Origin of the sequence: Kineococcus gurbantunggutensis, assembly GCF_050871925.1 — a bacterium.
Lineage (GTDB): Bacteria > Actinomycetota > Actinomycetes > Actinomycetales > Kineococcaceae > Kineococcus.
In genome coordinates this window covers 1-21489 of the sequence record NZ_JBJLSG010000058.1, presented here as the reverse complement: position 1 = coordinate 21489, position 21489 = coordinate 1, and the positions used below count along the sequence as shown (strand labels likewise).

General features: G+C 77.8%; 25 protein-coding genes. 17 read left to right on the top strand and 8 right to left on the bottom strand.

Annotation, left to right across the window (positions count from 1 at the left end; all coding sequences use genetic code 11):
* The first annotated feature begins 45 nt into the window (after positions 1-45).
* The 7 genes from ACRYR7_RS12650 (at position 46) to ACRYR7_RS12620 (ending at position 4893) form a co-directional block, all read left to right on the top strand.
* Positions 46-471 carry a DUF3151 domain-containing protein gene (locus ACRYR7_RS12650; RefSeq protein ID WP_432572455.1) on the top strand — a complete coding sequence of 142 codons (426 nt, stop codon included), beginning with the start codon at positions 46-48 and terminating at the stop codon, positions 469-471.
* Positions 468-1592 (top strand): NAD(P)/FAD-dependent oxidoreductase, encoded by a 1125-nt coding sequence (locus ACRYR7_RS12645; RefSeq protein ID WP_432572454.1) that lies wholly within the window; start codon positions 468-470, stop codon positions 1590-1592. The genes ACRYR7_RS12650 and ACRYR7_RS12645 overlap by 4 nt, the downstream gene beginning before the upstream one ends.
* Before the next feature lie 205 nt (positions 1593-1797).
* Entirely contained in the window at positions 1798-3084 is a 1287-nt protein-coding gene (locus ACRYR7_RS12640) for an adenylosuccinate synthase (protein WP_432572453.1), read from the top strand.
* Positions 3081-3542 carry a GNAT family N-acetyltransferase gene (locus ACRYR7_RS12635; protein WP_432572452.1) on the top strand — a complete coding sequence of 154 codons (462 nt, stop codon included), beginning with the start codon at positions 3081-3083 and terminating at the stop codon, positions 3540-3542. Before ACRYR7_RS12640 ends, ACRYR7_RS12635 begins: the two co-directional genes overlap by 4 nt.
* Entirely contained in the window at positions 3539-3790 is a 252-nt protein-coding gene (locus ACRYR7_RS12630; protein ID WP_432572451.1) for a hypothetical protein, read from the top strand. Before ACRYR7_RS12635 ends, ACRYR7_RS12630 begins: the two co-directional genes overlap by 4 nt.
* 57 nt (positions 3791-3847) lie before the next feature.
* A complete protein-coding gene (locus tag ACRYR7_RS12625; RefSeq protein ID WP_432572450.1) occupies positions 3848-4240 on the top strand; it encodes a hypothetical protein in 393 nt (130 codons plus the stop codon).
* Positions 4237-4893, top strand: coding sequence for a hypothetical protein (locus ACRYR7_RS12620; protein ID WP_432572449.1), 657 nt, complete (start codon positions 4237-4239; stop codon positions 4891-4893). Before ACRYR7_RS12625 ends, ACRYR7_RS12620 begins: the two co-directional genes overlap by 4 nt.
* Positions 4894-4930: 37 nt before the next feature.
* Here the strand turns inward: ACRYR7_RS12620 and aroC are convergent, their stop codons facing one another.
* From aroC to ACRYR7_RS12605, 3 genes are all read right to left on the bottom strand, one after another.
* A complete protein-coding gene (gene aroC / locus ACRYR7_RS12615; protein WP_432572448.1) occupies positions 4931-6232 on the bottom strand; it encodes a chorismate synthase in 1302 nt (433 codons plus the stop codon).
* A 64-nt stretch (positions 6233-6296) separates the two neighbouring features.
* Entirely contained in the window at positions 6297-6782 is a 486-nt protein-coding gene (locus ACRYR7_RS12610) for an Lrp/AsnC family transcriptional regulator (protein ID WP_432572447.1), read from the bottom strand.
* 65 nt (positions 6783-6847) lie between these two features.
* A complete protein-coding gene (locus ACRYR7_RS12605) occupies positions 6848-7192 on the bottom strand; it encodes a bifunctional 3-phenylpropionate/cinnamic acid dioxygenase ferredoxin subunit (protein WP_432572446.1) in 345 nt (114 codons plus the stop codon).
* A 90-nt stretch (positions 7193-7282) separates the two neighbouring features.
* Here ACRYR7_RS12605 and ACRYR7_RS12600 point away from each other — a divergent pair, with 90 nt between their 5' ends.
* The gene (locus tag ACRYR7_RS12600; protein ID WP_432572445.1) at positions 7283-8212 is read left to right on the top strand and encodes a 3-methyladenine DNA glycosylase; all 930 of its coding nucleotides are present in this window, start codon (positions 7283-7285) and stop codon (positions 8210-8212) included.
* A gap of 63 nt (positions 8213-8275) precedes the next feature.
* Here the strand turns inward: ACRYR7_RS12600 and ACRYR7_RS12595 are convergent, their stop codons facing one another.
* Together ACRYR7_RS12595 and ACRYR7_RS12590 are read right to left on the bottom strand one after the other, a co-directional pair.
* The gene (locus tag ACRYR7_RS12595) at positions 8276-9142 is read right to left on the bottom strand and encodes a siderophore-interacting protein (protein ID WP_432572444.1); all 867 of its coding nucleotides are present in this window, start codon (positions 9140-9142) and stop codon (positions 8276-8278) included.
* Between the two features lie 25 nt (positions 9143-9167).
* Positions 9168-10145, bottom strand: coding sequence for a siderophore-interacting protein (locus tag ACRYR7_RS12590; protein ID WP_432572443.1), 978 nt, complete (start codon positions 10143-10145; stop codon positions 9168-9170).
* 220 nt (positions 10146-10365) lie between these two features.
* Here ACRYR7_RS12590 and ACRYR7_RS12585 point away from each other — a divergent pair, with 220 nt between their 5' ends.
* The gene (locus ACRYR7_RS12585) at positions 10366-11070 is read left to right on the top strand and encodes a hemerythrin domain-containing protein (protein ID WP_432572442.1); all 705 of its coding nucleotides are present in this window, start codon (positions 10366-10368) and stop codon (positions 11068-11070) included.
* Positions 11071-11128: 58 nt separating this feature from the next.
* On the opposite strand, the gene ACRYR7_RS12580 is transcribed toward ACRYR7_RS12585, so the two are convergent.
* The gene (locus tag ACRYR7_RS12580) at positions 11129-12217 is read right to left on the bottom strand and encodes an FUSC family protein (RefSeq protein WP_432572441.1); all 1089 of its coding nucleotides are present in this window, start codon (positions 12215-12217) and stop codon (positions 11129-11131) included.
* Positions 12218-12291: 74 nt separating this feature from the next.
* Here ACRYR7_RS12580 and purD point away from each other — a divergent pair, with 74 nt between their 5' ends.
* From purD to ACRYR7_RS12550, 6 genes are all read left to right on the top strand, one after another.
* Positions 12292-13554: a phosphoribosylamine--glycine ligase gene (purD, locus tag ACRYR7_RS12575; protein ID WP_432572440.1), complete on the top strand. Its 1263-nt coding sequence runs from the start codon at positions 12292-12294 to the stop codon at positions 13552-13554.
* Entirely contained in the window at positions 13551-14465 is a 915-nt protein-coding gene (locus tag ACRYR7_RS12570) for a phosphoribosylaminoimidazolesuccinocarboxamide synthase (RefSeq protein ID WP_432572439.1), read from the top strand. The genes purD and ACRYR7_RS12570 overlap by 4 nt, the downstream gene beginning before the upstream one ends.
* Before the next feature lie 67 nt (positions 14466-14532).
* Entirely contained in the window at positions 14533-15477 is a 945-nt protein-coding gene (locus tag ACRYR7_RS12565; protein WP_432572438.1) for an oxygenase MpaB family protein, read from the top strand.
* 59 nt (positions 15478-15536) lie between these two features.
* Entirely contained in the window at positions 15537-16028 is a 492-nt protein-coding gene (locus ACRYR7_RS12560; protein WP_432572437.1) for a CidA/LrgA family protein, read from the top strand.
* Entirely contained in the window at positions 16025-16720 is a 696-nt protein-coding gene (locus ACRYR7_RS12555) for an LrgB family protein (protein ID WP_432572436.1), read from the top strand. Before ACRYR7_RS12560 ends, ACRYR7_RS12555 begins: the two co-directional genes overlap by 4 nt.
* Positions 16721-17306: 586 nt before the next feature.
* Positions 17307-18377 (top strand): NAD(+)/NADH kinase, encoded by a 1071-nt coding sequence (locus tag ACRYR7_RS12550; protein ID WP_432572435.1) that lies wholly within the window; start codon positions 17307-17309, stop codon positions 18375-18377.
* A 32-nt stretch (positions 18378-18409) separates the two neighbouring features.
* On the opposite strand, the gene ACRYR7_RS12545 is transcribed toward ACRYR7_RS12550, so the two are convergent.
* Together ACRYR7_RS12545 and ACRYR7_RS12540 are read right to left on the bottom strand one after the other, a co-directional pair.
* Positions 18410-18604: a hypothetical protein gene (locus tag ACRYR7_RS12545; RefSeq protein ID WP_432572434.1), complete on the bottom strand. Its 195-nt coding sequence runs from the start codon at positions 18602-18604 to the stop codon at positions 18410-18412.
* 79 nt (positions 18605-18683) lie between these two features.
* Positions 18684-19196, bottom strand: coding sequence for an Lrp/AsnC family transcriptional regulator (locus ACRYR7_RS12540; protein WP_432572433.1), 513 nt, complete (start codon positions 19194-19196; stop codon positions 18684-18686).
* 99 nt (positions 19197-19295) lie between these two features.
* Here ACRYR7_RS12540 and ald point away from each other — a divergent pair, with 99 nt between their 5' ends.
* Positions 19296-20438 (top strand): alanine dehydrogenase, encoded by a 1143-nt coding sequence (gene ald, locus ACRYR7_RS12535; RefSeq protein ID WP_432572432.1) that lies wholly within the window; start codon positions 19296-19298, stop codon positions 20436-20438.
* Between the two features lie 148 nt (positions 20439-20586).
* Positions 20587-21489, top strand: a 903-nt coding sequence (locus ACRYR7_RS12530; protein WP_432572431.1) for a M14 family zinc carboxypeptidase, incomplete at its 3' end; no start/stop codon positions are given.

Sequence of the window (21489 nt, the reverse complement as noted above, 5' to 3'; positions counted from 1 at the left end):
CACGCCCGAGCACCGCACCCGAGCAGCACTCGAGAGGAACCCGCGTTGAGCACCGGCACGAACCTGCTGGGCGGCCCGCCGCCCACCCACCTGCCCGCGCACCCCGAGGTCGACGAGCAGCTGGCCGGCGGCGCCGACCCGGCCGCCGTGGCCGCCGCGCACCCCGCCGCCTCGCTGCCGTGGGCGCTGCTCGCCGAGCGCGCCCTGGCCGCCGGGGGCGAGGAGCAGGTCGTCACCGCCTACGCCTTCGCCCGCACCGGCTACCACCGCGGCCTGGACGCGCTGCGCCGCGCCGGCTGGCGCGGGCACGGCCCCGTGCCGTGGTCGCACGCGCCCAACCGCGGCTTCCTGCGCGCCCTGGCGGCGCTGCAGCGGGCCGCGGAGGCGATCGGCGAGGAGGTGGAGGCCACGCGCTGCCGGGACTTCCTGCGCGACTGCGACCCCGCCGCGGTGACCGAGCTGCTGCCGTGAGCGCGCCCGGGGACGCCCCCGCGGACGGTGCCGCCGGGTCCGCCGGGTCCGCCGGGTCCGCCGGGTCCGGCGCGCCGGTCGTCGTCGTGGGCGCCGGCATCGCCGGGGCCGCGTGCGCGCGGGTGCTCGTGGACGCCGGCGTGCCGGTGCGCGTGCTGGACCGCGGCCGCCGCCCCGGCGGCCGGATGAGCGGGCGGCGCGTGGAGACGGCGGCGGGCGTGCGCGTCACCGACCTCGGCGCGTCCTACTTCACCGTCTCCGAGGACCCCGCGGACGCCTCCGCGGCGGGCCCGGGCGACGGCTTCGCCGGGCAGGTCGCCGACTGGGAGGCGCGCGGGCTGGCGCGGCGCTGGACGGACACCTTCGCGGTGCTCAGCGGCCGCGCCGCCGACGGCGCCCGCCTGGACGGGAAGGTCTCCACCGGCCCCTGGCGCTGGGGCGCGCCGGCGGGCCTGCGCAGCCTCGTCGACGACCTGCTGGCCCCGCCCGGGCGCGCGGCGGTGCCGGTGGAGACGGCCACCGAGGTCGAGGGCGTCGAGGCGGGCCCGGACGGGCCCAGCGTGGACGGCCGGCGGGCCGCGGCGGTGGTGCTGGCGATGCCGGACCCGCAGGCCGCGGACCTGCTGCCGCGCATGGTCGCCTCCCGCCTGGACGTCGCCGCCCGCTGGCACTACCGGCCCTCCATCGCGGTGTACGCGGCGTGGCCGGAGCGCTGGTGGCCCGACTTCGACGGCGCCTTCGTCAACGACAGCGACCTGCTGACCTTCCTGGCCGACGACGGCGCCCGCCGCGGCGACGGCGCGCCCGTCCTCGTGGCGCACACCGCCCCGGACCTGTCCGCCGAGCACCTCGACGACCCCGCCGCCGTGGTGGCGCCCGTGGTGGCCGAGCTGGGGCCGCTGCTGGCCGGGCACCCCACGCCCGTGCCCTCCTGGAACCGCGCGCACCGCTGGTCGCTGGCCCAGCCGTTCAAGCAGCACGCCGACCAGCCCTTCGGCTTGGACGAGGCCACCCGCACCGCCGTGTGCGGGGACTCCTGGGGGCGCACCTCCAAGGTGGAGACGGCGTGGGCCTCGGGCACCGCGCTGGGCCGGGAGCTGGCCGGGCGCCTGGCCCCCTGACGCGCCGCACCGGCACCGGCACCGGCACCGGCACCGGCACCGCGCCCGACCCGCGCCCGACCCGCCCGGTCCGCGCCCGCTCCCGCGGGCGGGGACCGGGGCGGAGCGGTGCCGGTAAGCTCGGCGCGGTCCGCGACGGCCCCGGCCGGGTCCGAGGGGCCACGTGCACGCAGGACCGCGAACGCTTCAGGAAGCAGGGGATGTCATGCCCGCGATCGTGCTCATCGGCGCCCAGTGGGGGGACGAGGGCAAGGGCAAGGCCACCGACGCCCTCGGCGCCCGCGTCGACTACGTCGTGAAGTTCAACGGCGGCAACAACGCCGGTCACACGGTGGTCGTGGGCGACGAGAAGTACGCGCTGCACCTGCTGCCCTCCGGCATCCTCACCCCCGGCGTCACCCCCGTGATCGGCAACGGCGTCGTGGTGGACCCCGGCGTGCTCTTCCAGGAGATCGACGCCCTGACCGCCCGCGGCGTGGACTGCTCCAAGCTGCTGGTCTCCGCCTCCGCGCACGTGATCGCCCCCTACAACCGGGTGCTGGACCAGGTCACCGAGCGCTTCCTGGGCAAGCGCAAGATCGGCACCACCGGCCGCGGCATCGGCCCCACCTACGCGGACAAGATCAACCGCGTCGGGGTGCGCGTGCAGGACCTGTTCGACGAGAGCATCCTGCGGCAGAAGGTCGAGGGCGCCCTGGACCAGAAGAACCACCTGCTGGTGAAGGTCTACAACCGCCGGGCCGTCTCCGTCGCGGAGACCACCGAGGCGCTGCTGTCGTACGCCGAGCGGCTGCGCCCGATGGTCCGCGACGTCGGCCTGGAGCTCTCGCGCGCGCTGGACCGCGACGAGATCGTCCTCTTCGAGGGCGGGCAGGCCACGATGCTCGACATCGACCACGGCACCTACCCGTTCGTGACGTCCTCCAACGCCACCGCGGCCGGCGCGTGCACCGGCACGGGCGTGCCGCCCAACCGCATCGACCGCATCATCGCCGTCGTCAAGGCGTACACCACGCGCGTGGGCGAGGGCCCCTTCCCCACCGAGCTGCTCGACGCCGACGGCGAGAAGCTGCGCCGCGACGGCGGGGAGTACGGCACCACCACGGGCCGCCCGCGCCGCACCGGCTGGTACGACGCCCTCGTGGCCCGCTACACCGCGCGCGTCAACGGCGTCACCGACTTCGTGCTCACCAAGCTGGACACCCTCACCGGCTGGGAGCGGATCCCGGTGTGCGTGGCGTACGACGTGGACGGCGTCCGCCACGAGGAGATCCCGATGTCGCAGAGCGACTTCCACCACGCCACCCCGGTGTACGAGCACTTCGAGGGCTGGACCGAGGACATCTCCGCGGCGCGCTCGTTCGCGGACCTGCCCAAGAACGCCCAGCGCTACGTGGAGGCCGTGGAGGAGCTGTCCGGGGCGCGGATCTCCGCCGTCGGCGTGGGCCCGGACCGCGAGCAGACCGTCGTGCGCCACGACCTGCTCGGATGAGCGCGCACCCCCTGTACGAGGCGGCGCTGGACGACGTGCCGCCGCGCGTGCTCTACGAGCTGCTCAAGCTGCGCGTGGACGTGTTCGTGGTGGAGCAGGAGTGCGCCTACCCCGAGCTGGACGGGCGCGACCTGGAGCCGGGCGCGCTGCTGCTGTGGTCGCAGGACGCCGCCGGCCGGGTGCTGGGCACGCTGCGGCTGCTGCGCGAGCCCGGCGACCGCGAGCACGCCCGCATCGGCCGCGTGGCCACCGCGCGCGAGGCCCGCGGGCGGGGCGTGGCCGCCGACCTCATGCGCCGCGCCCTGGAGCTCGCCGGGCAGGCGGAGGTCGTCCTGGACGCCCAGGCGCACCTGGAGGGCTGGTACGGCCGCTTCGGGTTCGTCGCCGACGGGCCGGCCTTCGACGAAGACGGCATCCCGCACGTGCCCATGCGGCGGGAAGCCCCCCTCGCCCTGTGACCGCGCGGGTGCACGAGGTGCTGGAGTGGGCCCGCGCGCTGCCGCACCGCCGTCCCGGTGACGGCGTGGCGCGCCGGCTGGCGGAGTGGACGACCCCCGAGGTGGTGGCCGCGGTGCTCGCCGACGGCGGGCGCGGGCTGCAGGCGCAGCTCGACGGGCTGCCCACCGAGCGGGACTGGGTCGGCGAGTGCGGCGGGGTCACCGGCGCGGTGCTGGTGCTGGCGGAGGTCGACGCCGCGCTGCGCTGACCCCCGGTGCGCAACCCGGGGTTGACAGCCGTCGTCAACCCTGGGTCACTCACGCGTGTGGACACCGTGGCGCACGAGGCGCCGGACTGGGCGCGCGCGCTGCCGCACCGCGCCCCCGGCGACGGCGCCGCCGAGCGCCTGGCGCGCTGGACCACCCCCGGCGTCGTCGCCGACGTCCTGGCCGACTCCGGCCGCGGCCTGCTCGCCCAGCTCGCCGGCGCCCCCGCCGGGCGCGACTGGGTGGGCGCGTGCGGCGGGCTGCTCGGCGCCGTCGTCGTGCTCGCCGAGGTCGACGCCGCCGCCTCCGCGCTGCGCTCGACCGTGGCCGCCGCCCGCTCCCGCGCGCTGGCCGAGCTGGTGCTCGACCACAGCCTCGTCGAGCTCGCCGCCGCCCTGGGCGTCACCCGGCAGGCGCTGCACAAGAGCGTGCGGGGGGTGCGGGGGCTGTGAACCGCGGGACCGACGAGGAGGACGCCGTGGACGTCGTGGACGAGCGGGTGCGGGCACGCCCCGGGACCCACCCGCTGCGGGCCCCCGGGGCCGGGCGCCGGCTGTACGCCGCCGGGCTGGTGGTGCAGCTCGCCGGGCTGCTCGGCGCCTTCACGGTGCTGCTGTTCGACGTGCTCGACGACCACGACCGGCTGCCGCTCGTGCTGTCCCTGGCGCCCCTGGCCGGGGTGCTGCTGCAGGTGGCCGGGCAGCGGCTGTGCGCGCGCGCCTGGTGGCACGTGCCGCTGCGCTCGCCCGACGCGCCGCCGGACGCCGTGGAGGTCGCGTTCTGGAGCACCGTCGCGCTCGCCGTCGCGGCGGCGGCCGCGGTCGTCGCGCTCGTGCCCGCCGCGCCGGAGCCCTCCGACCTGTGGCTGCTCCTCACCGCGACCCTGCTGCTGGCCCTGCTGCCCGAGGTGCAGCGCCCCGGGCCCGAGCCGCCCGCCCCGCAGGTCTGGCGCACCGGCCCGCTGGTGGCCGCCGCCGCGGTGGCGCTGGGGATCGGCGTGGGCGCCGGGCTGGTCGGGCCCGCCGGGGTGGCCGTGACCCTCGCGCTGCTGGCGGGCGGGCTGGTGGCGCAGCGCGCCTGGCTGCGCCACCGCTACGGCCGCTGAGCACCGCTGCGGCCGCTGAGCGCGCAGCCCGCCGGGCTCAGACCTCCTGGACCGCGGGCTCCTGCGCCACCGGCTCCTGCGCCACCGGCTCCTGCCCGCCCGGCTCCTGCGCGGCGGTGCGGATCGTCAGCCCGTCCAGGTAGGAGGCCACGTTCGCGCGGACCTGCTCGACGTTGTCGCCGCCGAACTTCTCCAGCAGCGCGTCCGCAAGCACCAGCGCGACCATCGCCTCGGCCACCACGCCCGCCGCGGGCACCGCGCAGGCGTCGGAGCGCTGCGCGATGGCCTGCGCGGCGCCGCCGGAGGCGGTGTCCACGGTGTCCAGCGCGCGCGGCACCGTGGAGATCGGCTTCATGGCCGCGCGCACGCGCAGCACCTCGCCGTTGCTCATGCCGCCCTCGACGCCGCCGGCGCGGTCGGTGCGCCGGCGCACCGTCATGCCCTCGCGGCCCTCGCCGCCGTCGGTGCGCTCGATCTCGTCGTGCGCGGCCGAGCCGCGGCGCCGGGCCGTCTCGAAGCCGTCGCCGACCTCCACGCCCTTGATCGCCTGGATGCCCATGAGGGCCGCGGCCAGGCGCGCGTCGAGCTTGCGGTCCCAGTGCACGTACGAGCCCAGCCCCGGCGGCAGGCCGTGCACGACGACCTCCACGACACCGCCGAGGGTGTCGCCGGAGGAGTGGGCGTCGTCGATCTCGGCGACCATGCGGGCGCTGGCGGCCGGGTCGGCGCAGCGCACCGGGTCCGCGTCCACGGCGTCGCGGCGGCCGCGCCCGGGCAGCGTGCCCGGCGCCACCTCCACGGTGCCCACGGCGACCACGTGGGAGAGGACCTCCACCCCGGCGGCCTGCGCGAGGAAGGCGCGCGCCACCTCGCCCAGCGCCACGCGGGTGGCGGTCTCGCGGGCCGAGGCGCGCTCCAGCACGGGGCGGGCGTCGTCGAAGCCGTACTTCTGCATGCCGGTCAGGTCCGCGTGCCCGGGGCGCGGGCGCGTCAGCGGCGCCGAGCGCCCGCGGGCGGGCAGCCGGCCGGGCTCGTCGTAGCGGCGGCCCTCGGCGTCGGCGGGGTCGGCGGCCATGACCTCCTGCCAGCGCGGCCACTCGCTGTTGCCGATGCGCAGCGCGACCGGCCCGCCCTGGGTGCGCCCGTGGCGGATGCCGCCGATGACCTCCAGCTCGTCCTGCTCGAAGCCCATCCGGGCGCCGCGCCCGTGCCCGAGCCGCCGGCGCGCCAGGGCCGCGCGGATGTCCGCGCTGCTCACCTCCACGCCCGCCGGCAGGCCCTCGAGGATCCCCGCGAGCGCCGGACCGTGGGACTCGCCTGCCGTCAGCCACCGCAACACGCGCCCGATTCTGCCCCACGCGCGCGGCGCCGCCGTCCGCGCGCCCCGGCGGGGTGCCGCCGGGTCAGTCGGCCAGTTCGCTCAGCAGCGGGTCGATCCGGTACGGCACCAGCTCGCGCATCGCCAGGGACGTGCGGGTGCGCACCACCCCGGGGATCGAGAGCACGTCCTGGCCCACCCGGTACAGGTCGTCCGCGTCGCGCGCCACGACCCGGCACATCAGGTCGCCGTCACCGGTGATGCCGTGCACCTCCAGCACCTCGGGGGTCTCGCGCAGCGCCCGCAGGGTGTCCTCCTGCTGGCCCTGGTGGATCTCCACCATGACGAACGCGGAGACGGAGAAGCCCAGCGCGGCCGGTGCCAGGCGCCGGGAGAAGCGGTGCAGCACCCCGTCGGACTCCAGGCGCTCCAGGTGCGCCTGCACCGTGCCGCGGGCGAGGCCGAGCTGGCGCGACAGGCCCAGGACGGTCGCGCGGGGGTCTTCGTCCAGCGCGAGCAGGATCCGGGCGTCGATGGTGTCGAGGCGGCGCACCGGCACATCTTCGCGCATCGGGCGGCGGGGGAGCGGTCATTGTGCCCACTCCGCCGCGCGGGGGCTGTGCAGGTTCGGCGCGATCAGCCCCGCGGGGTGCCCACGTGGACGAGGACCTGCCCGTCGGCGACCTCCACGCGGTGCGTGCGCACCGGGCGGATCGCCGGCGGGCCGGAGGGCTCGCCGCTGCGCAGGTCGAACGCCGAGGCGTGCCGGGGGCACTCCACGGCGCAGCCCTCCACCCAGCCGTCGGCCAGGGACTCGTTGGCGTGGGTGCAGGTGTCGTCGATCGCGTACAGCTCGCCGTCGACGTGGAAGACGGAGACGGGGGCGCTGACGCCGGGGCCGTCGTAGCGCACGACCCCCCCCTCGGGCAGGGCCTCGACGGGGCAGACCGCGACCGGTGCGGGCGGGGTGGTGCCGTTCACGGGCTGGACCTCCTGGTGCGGGCGCTGACCGGGCCAGTGTGCCCGACCGCCCGGCCCGCCCCGCCCGCCGGCCGTCGTACCGTTGACCCGGTGGACACGCAGCACCCGCCCGCCGCCCGCGCGGGCGCACCGGGCCCCGGTGCTCCGGCCCCGGCGGAGCGCGAGCAGCTCACCCGCGGGGAGTGGACGGCGCGCGAGGCCGCGCACGAGCGGCGCGCGCACGTCCTGACCGCCGCCGCCGTCGAGCGCCGCCGCCTCGGGCGGGCGCACCCGGTGGAGGACTTCCTCTTCACGTACTACTCGTGGGCGCCGGGCAAGCTGCGCCGCTGGCACCCCGGCGTCGGCGTGGAGCTGCTCGACGCCGGCGAGCGCGAGGGCTGGGCGCACTACGCCGGCACCGGCCGCGGCGTGGCGGTGGACGCGGCCTCGCTGCGCGCGCAGCGCGAGTCGACCGTGCGGCTGGCGCGCGACGTGCTCGCCGCCACCCGCACCCGTCCCGCGCAGCTGGGCTGCTTCGGGCTGCACGAGTGGGCGATGGTGCACCGCAGCACCCCCGAGCAGGTGCGCCACGCGGGCCTGCCGCTGCGCCTGGGCCACGCCGGCACCGACGCGGTGGTGGAGTCGCACCGCATCCGGTGCAGCCACTACGACGCGTTCCGCTTCTTCACCCCGTCCGCGGTGCCGCGCAACGAGCTGAGGCCCACGCGCACGCAGCAGGCCGCGATGGAGCAGCCGGGCTGCCTGCACGCCACGATGGACTGCTACCGGTGGGCGATGAAGCTCTCGCCCGCGGTGCCCGGCGAGCTGCTGCTGGACTGCTTCGAGCTGGCCCGGGACGTGCGCGAGCTGGACATGCGCGCCTCGCCCTACGACGTGGCCCCGCTGGGCTACGAGCCGGTGCCGATCGAGACGCCGGAGGGCAAGGCGCAGTACGTGCGCGCCCAGCGGGCCTTCGCCGAGCGCGCCGACCCGCTGCGCGCGGCGCTGGTGGAGGTCTGCGACGCGGTCCTGTCGGCCTGACCCCCGCGCACCCCGGGCCCGACCGCGGCGGGGCCGGGCGGGGGGAGCGGCGGGTGGGGGAGCTCAGGCGGGGGAGGCCACGGCGGCGTCGTCGGACTCCACCGCGGCGTTCCACTGCGGCTTCTCGCCGCGCCAGCCGTCCTCGGTGCGCCCGCGGCGCCAGTACCCGGAGGCGGAGAGCATCTCGCGCGGCACGCCGAGGTCGGTGCGCACCCAGCGGCGCACCGCGCGCACGCAGTCGGCCTCGCCGTGCACGAAGGCGTGCGGGGCGCCCGCGGGCAGCTCCAGGGAGCGCAGCAGCTCCACCAGCGCCTCGGGGTCCGGGGCGCCGTGCAGCCAGTGCACCCGCAGCTCGCCCGGGCACGGCAGCGCCTGCTGCTCCGCGGGGCCGTGCACCTGCACGACCGCCACGGCCCTCGCGCCGGCGGGCACCCGCTCCAGGGACGCGGCGATCGCCGGCAGCGCGCTGGCGTCGCCGACCATGAGGTGCCACGGCGCGGCCGGGTCCGGGGAGTACGCCCCGCCCGGCCCCATGAGGTGCACGACGTCGCCGGGGCGGGCGGCGGCCGCCCAGGGCCCCGCGACGCCCTCGTCGCCGTGGTGGACGAAGTCGATCGTCACCTCGCCGCGCTCGGCGTCGACCGCGCGCACGGTGTAGGTGCGCACCACCGGCCACTCCTCGCGAGGGCGCGCCGCGCGCACCGCGGCCACGTCCAGCGGCTCCTCCAGCGCGGTGCCCGGGGCGGGCAGGACGACCTTGACGTAGGAGTCGGCGTGCTCGGCACGCAGGTCGGCGAGGTCCTCGCCGCCGAGCACCACGCGCACCACCTGCGGCGTGATCCGCTCGGTGCGCACGACGACGGCGCGGCGCTGGCGCCGCCCGCCCTGCGCCCGGCCGCCGCCGCTGTCGCGGCGGAAGGGGTTCTTCACTCCTGGTCCCTCCAGATCCGGGTGCTCAGGCACCCTCGGCGCGACCCTCGCGCCAGTAGCCCATGAAGGCGACGGAGGCGCGCGGCAGGCCCACGTCGCGCACCAGGTGCCGCCGCATCCGCTTGACGAGCCCCGCCTCGCCGGCGAGCCAGGCGTACAGGCACTCCGGGCCGGTGGCCACGGCCCGCTCGGGGACGTCCCAGAGGATGCCGGCGTCCAGGTCGACGTCCTCGAAGTCCAGCGCGATCGTGCGGGAGGCCTCGTCGACCAGCGGGCCGGCGATCTCCTCCACGCGCGGGCACAGCAGCTCCCCGTGCGCGCGCCGGCCGCCGCGGGGCAGCCACTCCACGGTGACGTCGGCGTCGGAGGAGACGTCGACGGCGTCGGCGATGTCGGGGACCTCCAGGACCGCCACGGCGCGCGCGCCGGCGGGCAGCTGCTCCAGCACCGCGCACACCGCGGGCACGGCGGTCTCGTCGCCGGCCAGCAGCAGGGTGCGGGCCTCGGCGGGCGGGGCCCACTCCACGCCCCACATCCGGCCGGTGCCCGGGGTGCAGGAGCCCACGAGCGCGACCCGGTCGCCGGGGCGGGCGCTCGCCGCCCAGGAGGCGGCCGGGCCGGCGGCGCCGCCGTGCACGCCGTGCAGGACGAAGTCCACGTCGACCTCGGCGTGGGAGGTGGCGGTCGCGGGCCGCGCCGCGCGCACCGTGTAGGTGCGCATGACGGGGCGCACCTGCTCGGGCAGGGCGCGCCACCACGCGTACCAGTCGCCGCGCGGGGCCCCCAGCGCCTCGAACGGCACCTGCGGCAGCAGCACCTTCAGGCGCTGGTCGAAGCCGCCGGGCTCGAAGGAGTCCAGCTCGGGGGAGGAGAAGGTCAGGCGGGCGAAGCTGGGGCCGAGCTGCTCGCGCCGCACCACCGCCACCTCGAAGAGGCGGTACTCCGGGCGCGCCGCTGAGCGCACCGCCGCCCGGGCGGTCGTGCGTTCGGTCGTGGCCGTCATGCCGCCTCCGTCGTCGATCGGTGAGGACAGGCTAACCACAGGACCCCCGTGCGTGGGAAGCGCGGTGACCACCGTCACCGTCCCGCCACCCCTCCGCCGCTCCCTCGACACCCCTCGACACCCCTCGACACCCCTCGACGCCCCGGGGCGCGCCGCGAGACCGCGACCCCGCGGCCCGCCGGGCGCGTGCGGCACCCCCGGGGCGGGTACGGGGGACGGCATGACGAACCCACGGGGCAACGGGCTGCGGTCGGTGGCCGACCAGTCCGAGGAGGAGCGCGGCGGCCCGGGCAGCATCCTGTCCCGCCAGAGCCGCGACCACGCCGACCTCGACGCGCTCATGCGCGCCCACGACGCCGAGACGGACCCCGACGCCCGCGGCCGCGTCCTGGCCGAGCTCGCCGAGCGGGCCCTGCGGCACGCCTTCGCCGAGGAGACCGTGCTCTTCCCGGCGTACCGCACGCACCTGCCCGAGCACGGCGAGGAGCTGACCCGGCACATCGAGGGCGACCACCAGCAGGTCAACGAGCTGCTGGAGCAGCTCCAGGACGCCGACCCGCGCTCGGCGGGCTACGACGAGCTCGTGCACCGCGCCTTCGAGGTGATCCGCCACGACGCCCACGACGAGGAGGACGACCTGCTGCCGCGGCTGCAGCGCGTGGCCTCCGTGGAGGAGCTGCGCGCGATCGGCGCCGCCTGGGAGGTCCAGCGGCGGGTGGCGCCCACCCGCCCGCACCCGCGCGTGCCGCGCCGCCCGCCGGGCAACGCCCTGGCCGCCGTGCCGCTGTCGGTCACCGACCGCGTCAAGGACGCCGCCGAGCACCTCGCCGGGGCCGGGGCGGCCCGGCGCGCCGGGACCGCGGTGGCCGCGGTGCTCCTCGCGCTGACCGCCGTCGCCGCCGCGCGGGCGCTGCGCCGGCGCTGAGAGGGGGGCTCGAAGGGCCCCGAGGGGGCGCGGGGAGGGGGCGCCGGCGGGCGCCTCCTCAGTGCGGCAGCAGCCGGTGCGACTCCTCGCGGTCCACGCCCTGCGCCTGCAGCAGGTCCACCACCACCGAGCGCAGCTGCGCCACCACCACCGTCGCCGAGAGCGACTCCGCGCCCAGCGTGCGCGGGCCCAGCGTCACCGCCAGCTCCTTCAGCCCCGCCACCGACGGCGGCACCGACTCGCCCTCGTAGGCCGGCTGCCCCAGCGAGCGCACCGCGGCCGCCAGGGACTCCACCGCCCCGGCCAGCGAGGCGGGCAGCTGCTCGTCGTACTCCAGGGCGGTGCAGATGCGCCGCAGCATCACCCGCACGTTGCGGGTGGCGCGGTCCACCCCGGCCTGGATCCGCTGGTGCTCGGCGATCTCCCGCCGGCTGCCGCGCCGCAGCGGCGAGATGCGGTGCACCTCGCGCCCGGCGAGCACCGCCTGCGCCCACGCCTCCAGCTCGGCCTGGGTGCCGCGGGCGCGCTCCAGCGCCGCCTCCGCCTTGTCCGCGTCGTGCTCGCGCACCGCCTCGGCGGCGTCCTCCAGCAGGTCCGCGAGCTGCCCGGTGAACGCCCGGCCCCTGCTGCGCACGTCGCGGGTGGGGTCCGAGGGCAGCAGCGCGGCGATCGCCAGCGCCACCACCACCCCCGTCATGGCGTCCAGCCACCGCCCGTACCCGCCGCCCTGCTGCGGGGGGAAGGCGATGATGAACGTGGCCTGCAGCGCCGCCTGGTTCACCAGCAGCACCCCGGAGTCCAGGAAGCGGGCGATGCCCATCGCGGCGACGACGATGAGGGAGATCTGCCAGGGCCCGCGGCCGATGAGCTGGGCGATGACGGTGCCCAGCAGCACCCCCACGGTCACCCCGGCGCCCAGCTCGGCCACCCGCCGCAGCCGCGCGTTGTTCTGCACGCCCAGCGAGACCACGACCGCCACGCACGCGAACACCGGGTACGGCTGGTTCCACAGCGCCTGCGCCAGCGTCCAGGCGACGCCCGCGCCCAGCCCGCACTGCAGGATCTGCCACCACGAGCCCTGCCAGCGCCGCCACCCCGTGCGCGTCCGGCGCCGGGCGGCGAGGGCGAACGGGATGCTGCGGGGCACGGGCGGATCATCCCGCACGAGCCCGTCCCGCGCCCGTCACGGCCCGCCCCGCGCAGGCCCTACGCTCGGTCGCCGTGGACGTCCTCGTCATCGGCTCCGGTGCCCGTGAGCACGCCCTGGTGCGCGCCCTGCTCGACGACCCGGGGGTGGACCGGGTCGTCGCCGCGCCGGGCAACGCCGGCACCTCCCTCGTGGCCCCGTGCGAGCCGGTGGACGCCGCCGACCCGGCGGCCGTGGCCGCGCTGGCGCGCCGCCTGGGCACCGACCTCGTCGTGGTCGGCCCGGAGGCGCCGCTGGTGGCCGGCGTGGCCGACGCGGTGCGCGCGGAGGGCATCGCCTGCTTCGGCCCGTCGGCCGAGGCCGCCCGCCTGGAGGGCTCCAAGGCCTTCGCCAAGGAGGTGATGGCGGCCGCCGCGGTGCCCACGGCGATGGCGCACGTGTGCACCACCGAGGAGCAGGTCGCCGCCGCCCTGGACGCCTTCGGCGCCCCGCACGTCGTCAAGGACGACGGCCTGGCCGCCGGCAAGGGCGTGGTCGTCACCGGCGACCGGCAGGCCGCGCTGGAGCACGCGCGCGCCTGCCTGGGCCACGGCCCCGTCGTCGTGGAGGAGTTCCTCGACGGCCCGGAGGTGTCGGTGTTCTGCCTCACCGACGGCGAGGACGTCGTGGCGCTGGCCCCCGCGCAGGACTTCAAGCGCGCCCTGGACGGCGACGCGGGCCCCAACACCGGCGGCATGGGCGCCTACTCGCCGCTGCCGTGGGCGCCGGCGGACCTGGCCGAGCAGGTCGTCGAGCGCGTGGCGCGGCCCGTGGTGGCCGAGATGGCCCGGCGCGGCACCCCCTTCAGCGGCGTCCTGTACTGCGGGCTGGCGCTGACCTCGCGCGGCCTGCGCGTGGTGGAGTTCAACGCCCGCTTCGGCGACCCGGAGACCCAGGTGGTGCTGGCGCGCCTGGCCACCCCGCTGGGGCAGGTGCTGCGCGCGTGCGCCACCCCGGGCGCGCTGCGCGACCTGCCGCCGCTGCGCTGGCGCGAGGACGCCGCGGTCACCGTGGTCCTGGCCGCCCCCGGCTACCCCGAGGCGCCCGTCACCGGCGGGCTGCTGCGCGGGCTGGAGGACGCCGAGGCGGTGCCCGGCGCGCACGTGCTGCACGCCGGCACGGCCCTGGCGCCCGACGGCACGGGCGTGGTCAGCTCCGGCGGGCGGGTGCTGTCGGTGGTGGGCACCGGCGAGGACCTGGCCGCCGCGCGCGGGGCCGCCTACGCGGCGCTGCGCGCGGTGCACCTGGACGGCGCCGTGCACCGCACCGACATCGCGGCCGCGGCGGCCGGCGCGTGAGCGCCCCCGCGCTGCCCGCGCCCCCGGAGCTGCCCGGCTGGCGGCACGCCTACTCCGGCAAGGTCCGCGACCTGTACGTGCCCGCCCCCGACGGGAACGGCGGCGGGGGCCGCGACGGCGAGGTGCTCGTCGTGGCCAGCGACCGCATCAGCGCCTACGACCACGTGCTGAGCAGCGAGATCCCCGACAAGGGCAAGGTCCTCACCGCCCTGTCGCTGTGGTGGTTCGAGCGCCTGGCCGACCTGGTGCCGCACCACGTGCTCTCCACCGACGTGCCCGCGGCCGTGGCGGGCCGGGCGATGGTGTGCCGGCGGCTGGAGATGTTCCCCGTGGAGTGCGTGGCCCGCGGCTACCTCACCGGCTCGGGCCTGGCGGAGTACCGCGCCGGCGGCTCGGTGTGCGGCATCGCGCTGCCGCAGGGCCTGGTGGACGGCTCGCGCCTGCCCGAGCCGGTCTTCACCCCGGCCACCAAGGCGGAGCTGGGCGAGCACGACGAGAACGTCACCTTCGAGCACGTCGCCGCCGCGGTCGGCGCGGACGCGGCCGCGGAGCTGCGCGAGCTGACCCTGGCGGTGTACGCGCGCGCCGAGGGCGTCGCCCGCGAACGCGGCGTCGTGCTGGCCGACACCAAGCTGGAGTTCGGCCGCGCCGACGGGCGCACCGTGCTGGGCGACGAGGTCCTCACCCCGGACTCCTCGCGGTTCTGGCCGGCGGAGGAGTGGCGGCCCGGCCGGGCGCAGCCCAGCTTCGACAAGCAGTTCGTGCGCGACTGGCTCACCTCCCCGGGCTCCGGCTGGGACCGCGCCTCCGACGCGCCCCCGCCGCCGCTGCCCGCGCAGGTCGTCGAGCGCACCCGGGCGCGCTACGTGGAGGCGTACGAGCGGCTGACGGGCGAGCCCTTCCGCGGCTGAGGCGCCCCGCGCCGGGGCGGGCGCCGTCCGGCGCGCGCACCCGCCCCGCGCGGGTGAGGCTGCGCAGGTGGCCACCCTCCTGCCGCCCTCCGTGGGCGACCTGCCCGCCCGGGCCCGGCGCACCTTCCGCGAGCGCGTCTCGGGCGACCCCACCGGCGCGCCCGGCTGGGTGCGCGAGATCGCCTCCGTCGGCGAGGGCCCGGGCTGGTTCGAGCCGGACGGGGTCGTCTGGCGCGTCCACGGGGACCTGTCCACCCTGGCGGGCGGGGTCGTCGCGCTGCTCGCGCAGGGCGCGCACCCCCTGGCGCTGGCCGGGGTGCAGCGCCACTCCAGCTACCGCGAGGACCCCTGGGGGCGGCTGTCGGGCACCGCCCGCTGGCTCGTGGTGTGCACCTTCGGCTCCGCGGAGCTGGCCGAGCGGGAGTCGGCGCGGGTGCGCGGGATGCACCGGAGGGTGCGCGGCACCACCGCCGACGGGCGCGCCTACGCGGCCGGCGACCCCGCGCTGCTGCGCTGGGTGCACCTGGCCTTCACCGACGCCTTCCTGGCCGCGCAGCGCGAGCTGGGCACCGACCTCGCGCCCCGGTTCGGCCGCCGCTGGGCGGACGCGTACGTGCGCGAGTGGGCCCGCACCGCGCGGGCCCTGGGCGCCGGCGACCTGCCCGGCAGCGAGGCGGAGCTGGCGGAGGCCCTGGTGGGGTTCGCACCCGAGCTGGAGCCGGTGCCGGCGGACCTGCTGCGCTTCCTGGCCGGCCCGCCGGGCCTGGGGCGCGCGGAGCGGGTGTTCTACGCCGGGCTGGCCGGGGCGGCGGGGCTGCTGCTCCCGCCGGTGGTGGCGCCGTTCGCGGGGGCGACGGGGCGGGCGGTGCGCGGGCCGCGCGAGCGGGCGCGGCTGGTCCGCGCGCGCTGGCAGCTGCGCGCCGCGCGCGCTGCGCTGGGCCCGTACAGCCCCTCGGAGCAGGCCGCCCGGCACCGCCTGGGCACCGGGCCGCGCCCGGCCTGGCTGACCTGAGCCCGCGCACCCGCTCCGGCGGTCCCGGGCCCCGCGCGCGCCGCTGGCACGCTGGCCCGGTGAACGCACCCGGCGACCACGCTCCGCAGGGCCACCTCGGCTGGGGGCGGCACGTGCCGGCCGTCCTCGCCGCGCTCGCCCTGCTGCTCGGGCTGCAGTTGCTCGGCACGCTGCTCGTCGACCTGACCGGCCTGCCCGTGCCCGGCGCCGTCGTCGGCCTCGTGCTGCTGCTGGCCGTCGGCGCCGGCCACCGCGGTCTCGTCGCGCGCGCCCAGCCGGCCGCCGACCCCCTCCTGCGGCACCTGCAGCTGCTGTTCGTCCCCCCGGGCGTGGGGGCGCTGACGCAGCTGTCCGAGATCGCCGAGCACGCCGCCCCGCTCGCCGTCGCCGTCGTGGGCTCCTTCGCCCTGGGCCTCGTCGTCGCCGGCGCGCTGCTGCAGGCCCTGCTGCGCCGCCGCCCCCACGCCGGTCCCGAAAGTCCCGCCGGTCCCGCCGGTCCCGCCGGTCCCGCCGGCACCGCCCCCGGCGCCGGTGCCGGGGAGGCCGCGTGAACGCCGTCGTGCACGCCCCCGGCTTCGGCCTGGCCCTGACCCTGGCGGCCTACCTCGGCGCCGACGCCCTGCACCGCCGCCTGGGCCGCCCGGCGCTGCTGGCCCCCGTGCTCGTCGCGATGGTCGCCGTCGCGCTCGCCCTGGAGGTCCTCGGCATCGGCTACGACGAGTACCTCGCCTCCGTCTCCGTCCTCACCCTGCTGCTCGGCCCCGCCACCGTCGCCCTCGCGCTGCCGCTGCTGCGCTCCGGGCGCGCCCTGCTCGCCGACCGCCTCGCCGTGCTCGTCACCCTGCTCGTCACCGGCGCCGTCAGCGTCACCGTCACCGTCGCCTCCCTCGTCGCGCTCGGCGCCCCCGACGAGCTCCTGCTCACCGCCCTGCCGCGCTCGGTCACCACCCCCGTCGCCCTGACCGTCGGCGCCGCCATCGGCGCCAACACCACCCTCGCGGTGGTGCTCACCCTCGTCTCCGGCGTCCTGGGCGCCACCGTCGGCCCGTGGGTCCTGGACCGCGTGCGCGTCGAGGACGGCCGCGCCCGCGGCTTCGCCCTGGGCGTCGTCTCGCACGGCATCGGCACCTCGCGCGCGCTGGCCCACTCCCACGTCGCCGGGGGCTGGTCCAGCGCGGCGATGGTGCTCAACGCGCTGCTGATGACGCTCGTGCTGCCGGTCGTGGCGCGCTGGTTCACCTGAACTCGGGGATCCCGGTGCTCCGGGGGTTCCGAGGGTTCCGTCGTGGTCGGGGTGGTGCGGTCGCCGGGCGCTGCTGCGGCCGGCTCTCCGCCCGCGACCGGGTGCACCGGAGCGGCCGGGTGCGCGCGGCGGGCTCCGGACGCCGGCCGCAGCAGCGCCCGGCTCCCTGCGTGATCCCGCCCGCGCCCGCTCCCCGCCGTGATCTCGCATCCGTGAAGACGCGAGCGCGCAAGATCACCGGGTCGAGGAAGTGGCGACTTCCTCGATCACGGAAGGGAGGAGGTGAAGTCCCCCGGCCGGGAGGGGAGGGGGAGGTGCGGGGCAAGGCCTGGAGTTCAGCACCCGCGGTGGGGTTCGAGGGTGACGGGGTGTGCCGGGTGCCGGGCGTCCGGAGCCCGCCGGACGCACCCGGGCCAGACGGTGCACCCGGTCGCGGGCGGAGAGCCCGGCACCCGGTGCACCGCGGCGCCCGGGCGCGGACCCGGCCACGAGCACGAGACTCGAGCACGGACCGCCCCGGTGGTGCCCCGGCCCCCCAGCACCCAGGATGCGCCTGGAGCGCACCCGACGACACCAGGGGGACCCCGTGACGCTGCGCAGCATCGGTCTGGTCGTCCACGGCGGCAAGGAGGTGGCGCGCGAGACCGCTGCGCGGTTGCGGGCCTGGGCGCAGGGGCGCGACGTGCTCGTGGCGGAGTTCGACGTGTGGGCCGCCGAGGGCGACCGCGAGGCGGTGCGCGCCCAGGTGGAGGCCGCGGACCCGATGGACCTGGTGGTCACCGTCGGCGGCGACGGCACGTTCCTGCGGGGGGTGGCCGTGGCGCAGGTGGCCGACGTGCCGGTCCTGGGGGTGGACGTGGGGCGGGTGGGCTTCCTCACGGAGGTGCGCCCGGAGCAGCTGCTGGAGGCGCTGGCGCTGTTCGAGGCGGGCGAGGCGGTGCTGGAGGAGCGCCTGACGCTGACGGCGCGGGCGAGCCGGCCGCTGCAGGTCCCGCAGGAGCTGGAGGCGGTGCTGCGCTACGGGCGCGGGCCGGTGCTGCCGCCGCCGCAGGTGCACCGGGCCGACGCCGACGAGGTCGGCTGGGGCGTGGAGGTGGACCTGACGGCGCTGAACGACGTGGTGTTCGAGAAGCTGGCCCGGGACCGCCAGGCCAGCCTGGGCGTGTACGTGGGGCACCGGTTGTTCGCGTCGTACTCGGCGGACGCGGTGGTGGTCTCCACCCCGACGGGCTCGACGGCGTACTCGTTCGCGGCGGGCGGGCCGGTGGTCTCCCCGCGCGCGCAGGTGCTGGTGTTCACGCCGGTGGCCCCGCACATGGTGTTCGACCGCAGCTTCGTGGTCGCGGCCGACGAGGTGATCTCGGTGCGGGTGCTGGAGCGCAGCGGGCGGGTGTCGATGTCCGTGGACGGGCAGATCCGCGCGGTCCTGGACCCGGGCGACTGGGTGGGGGTGCACGCGCGGCCGTGGAAGGTGCGGCTGGTGCGCTTGCGGGAGCCGGACTTCTACGGGCGGGTGCGCCGCCGCCTGGGGGTCACCGACTCCACGGCGGCCCTGGCGGACGGGCGCCTGGAGCCGCAGTACCTGCCGGAGGCGCCGCGGCCGGCGAGCATGGCGCACCTGCACATGCCGGTCGTGGAGCCGGACCCGGAGGACTGAGCGGGCGGCGGTGACCCCCCGGTCGGGTGCGGTCAGTCGGTGGCGGGCGGGACCCGGTCGGGCTCGTCGGTCAGGCCCGCCTCGCGGCGCTCGTGCTCGACGCGCACCTCGAGCTCGTCGTCGCTGGGGCGCGCCGGCATCTTGGCGTGCTCCTGGCGGTCGCGCGGGGCGGCGATCTCGGGGTCGATGACGTTCTCGAGGGTCGGTTCGTCGTTGTGCTGGCTCATGCTCCGACGCTAGGCACCGGTGCGCCGGAGCGCACCCGCAGCGGCGGAGGAACGGGGGCGCGCGGGTGGCCTGGTGCGGTCAGGAGCGCCCGGCGGCGCGGGTGTGCTCGAAGATCAGGCTGGTCTCGGTGAGGCCGACGTCGGGGTCGCGGGAGAGGTGCTCGGCGACGAAGTCGCGCAGGGCGCCGGTGGAGGCGACGGCGACGTGCAGGAGGTAGTCGTTGGCGCCGGCGACGAAGTAGACGTCGAGGACCTCGGGCTGGCGGCGGATGCGGGCGACGAAGGGGCCCATGCTGCCGCGGGCGTGGGCGGCGAGCTTGACGGAGATCATCGCCTGCAGGTCCAGGCCGAGGGCGCTGGGGTCGACGTCGGCGTGGAAACCCCGGATGACGCCGGACTCGCGCAGGGCGCGCACGCGCAGCAGGCAGGTGGAGGGCGCGATGCCCACGCGCTGGGCCAGGGCGGCGTTGGTGGTGCGCCCGTCCTCGGCCAGCACATGCAGGATCGCGCGGTCCACCGCGTCCACCGCCGGCCGAACGTTCTTCGGCGCCGGGGCCGCGGAAGGACCGTCCTTCGAAGGGTTGGACGCCACGGTGGGACGGTACCGAATCTCCTGCGGTTGCGTTGTCACCCCGGCGCCGCATCTTCATCCTGGTGGGGTCCGTGCAGCAGCCCGACCTGGAGGTTCGACGTGCGCATCGGTGTCCCCCGCGAGGTGAAGAACCGCGAGCACCGCGTGGCCCTGACGCCCGCGGGTGTCCACGAGCTGGTCGGCCACGGCCACGAGGTGCTGGTCGAGGCCGGTGCCGGTGCGGGCAGCTCCCTGCCGGACGCGGAGTTCGAGGCGGCCGGCGCGAAGGTCGTCGCCGACGCCGACGAGGTGTGGGGCGCGGCGGAGCTGCTGCTGAAGGTGAAGGAGCCGGTCGCCTCCGAGCACCACCGGCTGCGCCGGGACCAGGTGCTCTTCACGTACCTGCACCTGGCGGCCTCGCGCGAGTGCACCGCGGCGCTGCTGGCGGCGGGCACCACCGCGATCGCCTACGAGACGGTGCAGCTGCCGGACCGCTCCCTGCCGCTGCTGGCGCCGATGAGCGAGGTCGCCGGCCGGCTGGCGCCGCAGGTGGGCGCGTACCACCTGATGAGCGCGAACTCCGCCGTCGGCGCCGGCGGCCGGGGCGGCCGCGGGGTGCTCATGGGCGGGGTGCCGGGCGTGCGCGGCGCGGACGTCGTCGTCATCGGCGCGGGGGTGTCCGGGCAGAACGCCGCGCGCGTCGCGCTGGGGATGGGCGCGGAGGTGACCGTGCTGGACCTGTCGATCCCCAAGCTGCGCGAGGTCGACGCCCGCTTCGGCGGGGCGGTGCGCACGGTGACCTCGAACGCCTTCGAGCTGGCCCGCGCGGTGCGCAGCGCGGACCTGGTGGTCGGGGCGGTCCTGGTGCCCGGCGCCCGGGCGCCGAAGCTGGTGAGCGACGAGCTGGTGGCGCAGATGCGGCCCGGCTCGGTGCTGGTGGACATCGCCGTCGACCAGGGCGGCTGCTTCGAGTCCTCCCGGCCCACCACGCACGACGACCCGACGTTCCCCGTGCACGGCTCGCTGTTCTACTGCGTGGCGAACATGCCCGGCGCGGTGCCGCACACCTCCACGTACGCGCTGACGAACGCGACGCTGCCGTACGTGGTGCGGCTGGCCGACGCCGGCTGGCGCGCGGCGCTGGCCTCCGACGCGGCCCTGGCGCGCGGGCTGTCCACCCACGACGGGGTCCTGACCAGCGCCGAGGTCGGCGCCGCCCACGACCTGCCCGTCACCGCGGTCGCGCAGGTCCTCGGCGCCTGAGGGCCCCGCGTCGAACAGACGTGTGAACGGGCGGCGCGGCGAGCGTGCCGAGGGGCTCCTGGGTGGTACCTGTGCGGGGCCGGGGTCGGTCGACCCCGGCACCGGGGCCCACGGGCCCCCGCCACCCCCCACGAACAGGAGTCCCCGCGTGAGGAAGACGCTCACGGTCCTCGCCGCCGCGCTCGTCACGGGCGCGCTCGCCGCGCCCGCCCCCGCCGTCGCCGCCCCCGCCGCCCCGCCCGCCCCCGCGGGCGCCGGCGCGTTCGGGCGCGAGGGCGCCGAGCGGCCCCGCGAGGCGGCGGGCGCCGGCGTCCTGCGCGCCGCCGGCGAGGCCCCGCAGCTGCTGCGCGGCGCCCCCGGGCGCACCGGCCGCGTCCAGGGCTACCCGCGGCGCACCGAGCTGGCGCAGTTCCCCGTCGACGCGGGCGACCGCTCCCTCAAGCTCGGCCTCACCCCGTACCACGACCTGGCCCCCTGGCTGAACGACCTGCAGCGGCGCAGCGACCGGGTCAGCGTGGAGGTCATCGGCCGCTCCACGCAGGGCCGCGACCTGTACCTGGTCACCGTCACCTCCCCGGAGTCCGCGGGCGAGGCGCGCCGCCAGGAGCGGATGCGCGCGCGCATCCAGGACGACCCCGCCGGCGCCGCGCGCGACCGCGCCCTGCTGGAGGGGTACAAGGCGCCGGTGTTCGTCAACGCGAACATCCACGGCAACGAGTGGGAGGGCACCGACGGCGCCCGCCGCGTGATCGAGCGCCTGGCCACCAGCGACGACCCCGGGGTGCGCCGCGTCGTGGACACCGCCCGCGTGCACGTCGTCGTCACGATGAACCCCGACGGCCGCGTGGCCGGCACCCGCCGCAACGCCGCCGACTTCGACCTCAACCGCGACTTCATCACCGCCTCGCAGCCGGAGACCCGCGCCGTGCGCGACGCGATCATCGGCACCCAGCCGCGGGGGGGGGGGGGGGGGGGGGGGGGGGGGCGGCCCGGCCCGCGCGCCCGCGCCCCCCCCCCCCCCCCGCCGCCCCCCCCCGCAGCAGAAGAACAC

What these genes read in the sequence shown, in the direction of transcription:
- ACRYR7_RS12545 (WP_432572434.1), bottom strand. Translation starts at nt 18,604, where the DNA reads ATGAGCCAGCACAACGACGAACCGACCCTCGAGAACGTCATCGACCCC.
- ACRYR7_RS12640 (WP_432572453.1), top strand. Translation starts at nt 1,798, where the DNA reads ATGCCCGCGATCGTGCTCATCGGCGCCCAGTGGGGGGACGAGGGCAAG.
- ACRYR7_RS12635 (WP_432572452.1), top strand. Translation starts at nt 3,081, where the DNA reads ATGAGCGCGCACCCCCTGTACGAGGCGGCGCTGGACGACGTGCCGCCG.
- ACRYR7_RS12590 (WP_432572443.1), bottom strand. Translation starts at nt 10,145, where the DNA reads ATGACGGCCACGACCGAACGCACGACCGCCCGGGCGGCGGTGCGCTCA.
- ACRYR7_RS12610 (WP_432572447.1), bottom strand. Translation starts at nt 6,782, where the DNA reads ATGCGCGAAGATGTGCCGGTGCGCCGCCTCGACACCATCGACGCCCGG.
- ACRYR7_RS12585 (WP_432572442.1), top strand. Translation starts at nt 10,366, where the DNA reads ATGACGAACCCACGGGGCAACGGGCTGCGGTCGGTGGCCGACCAGTCC.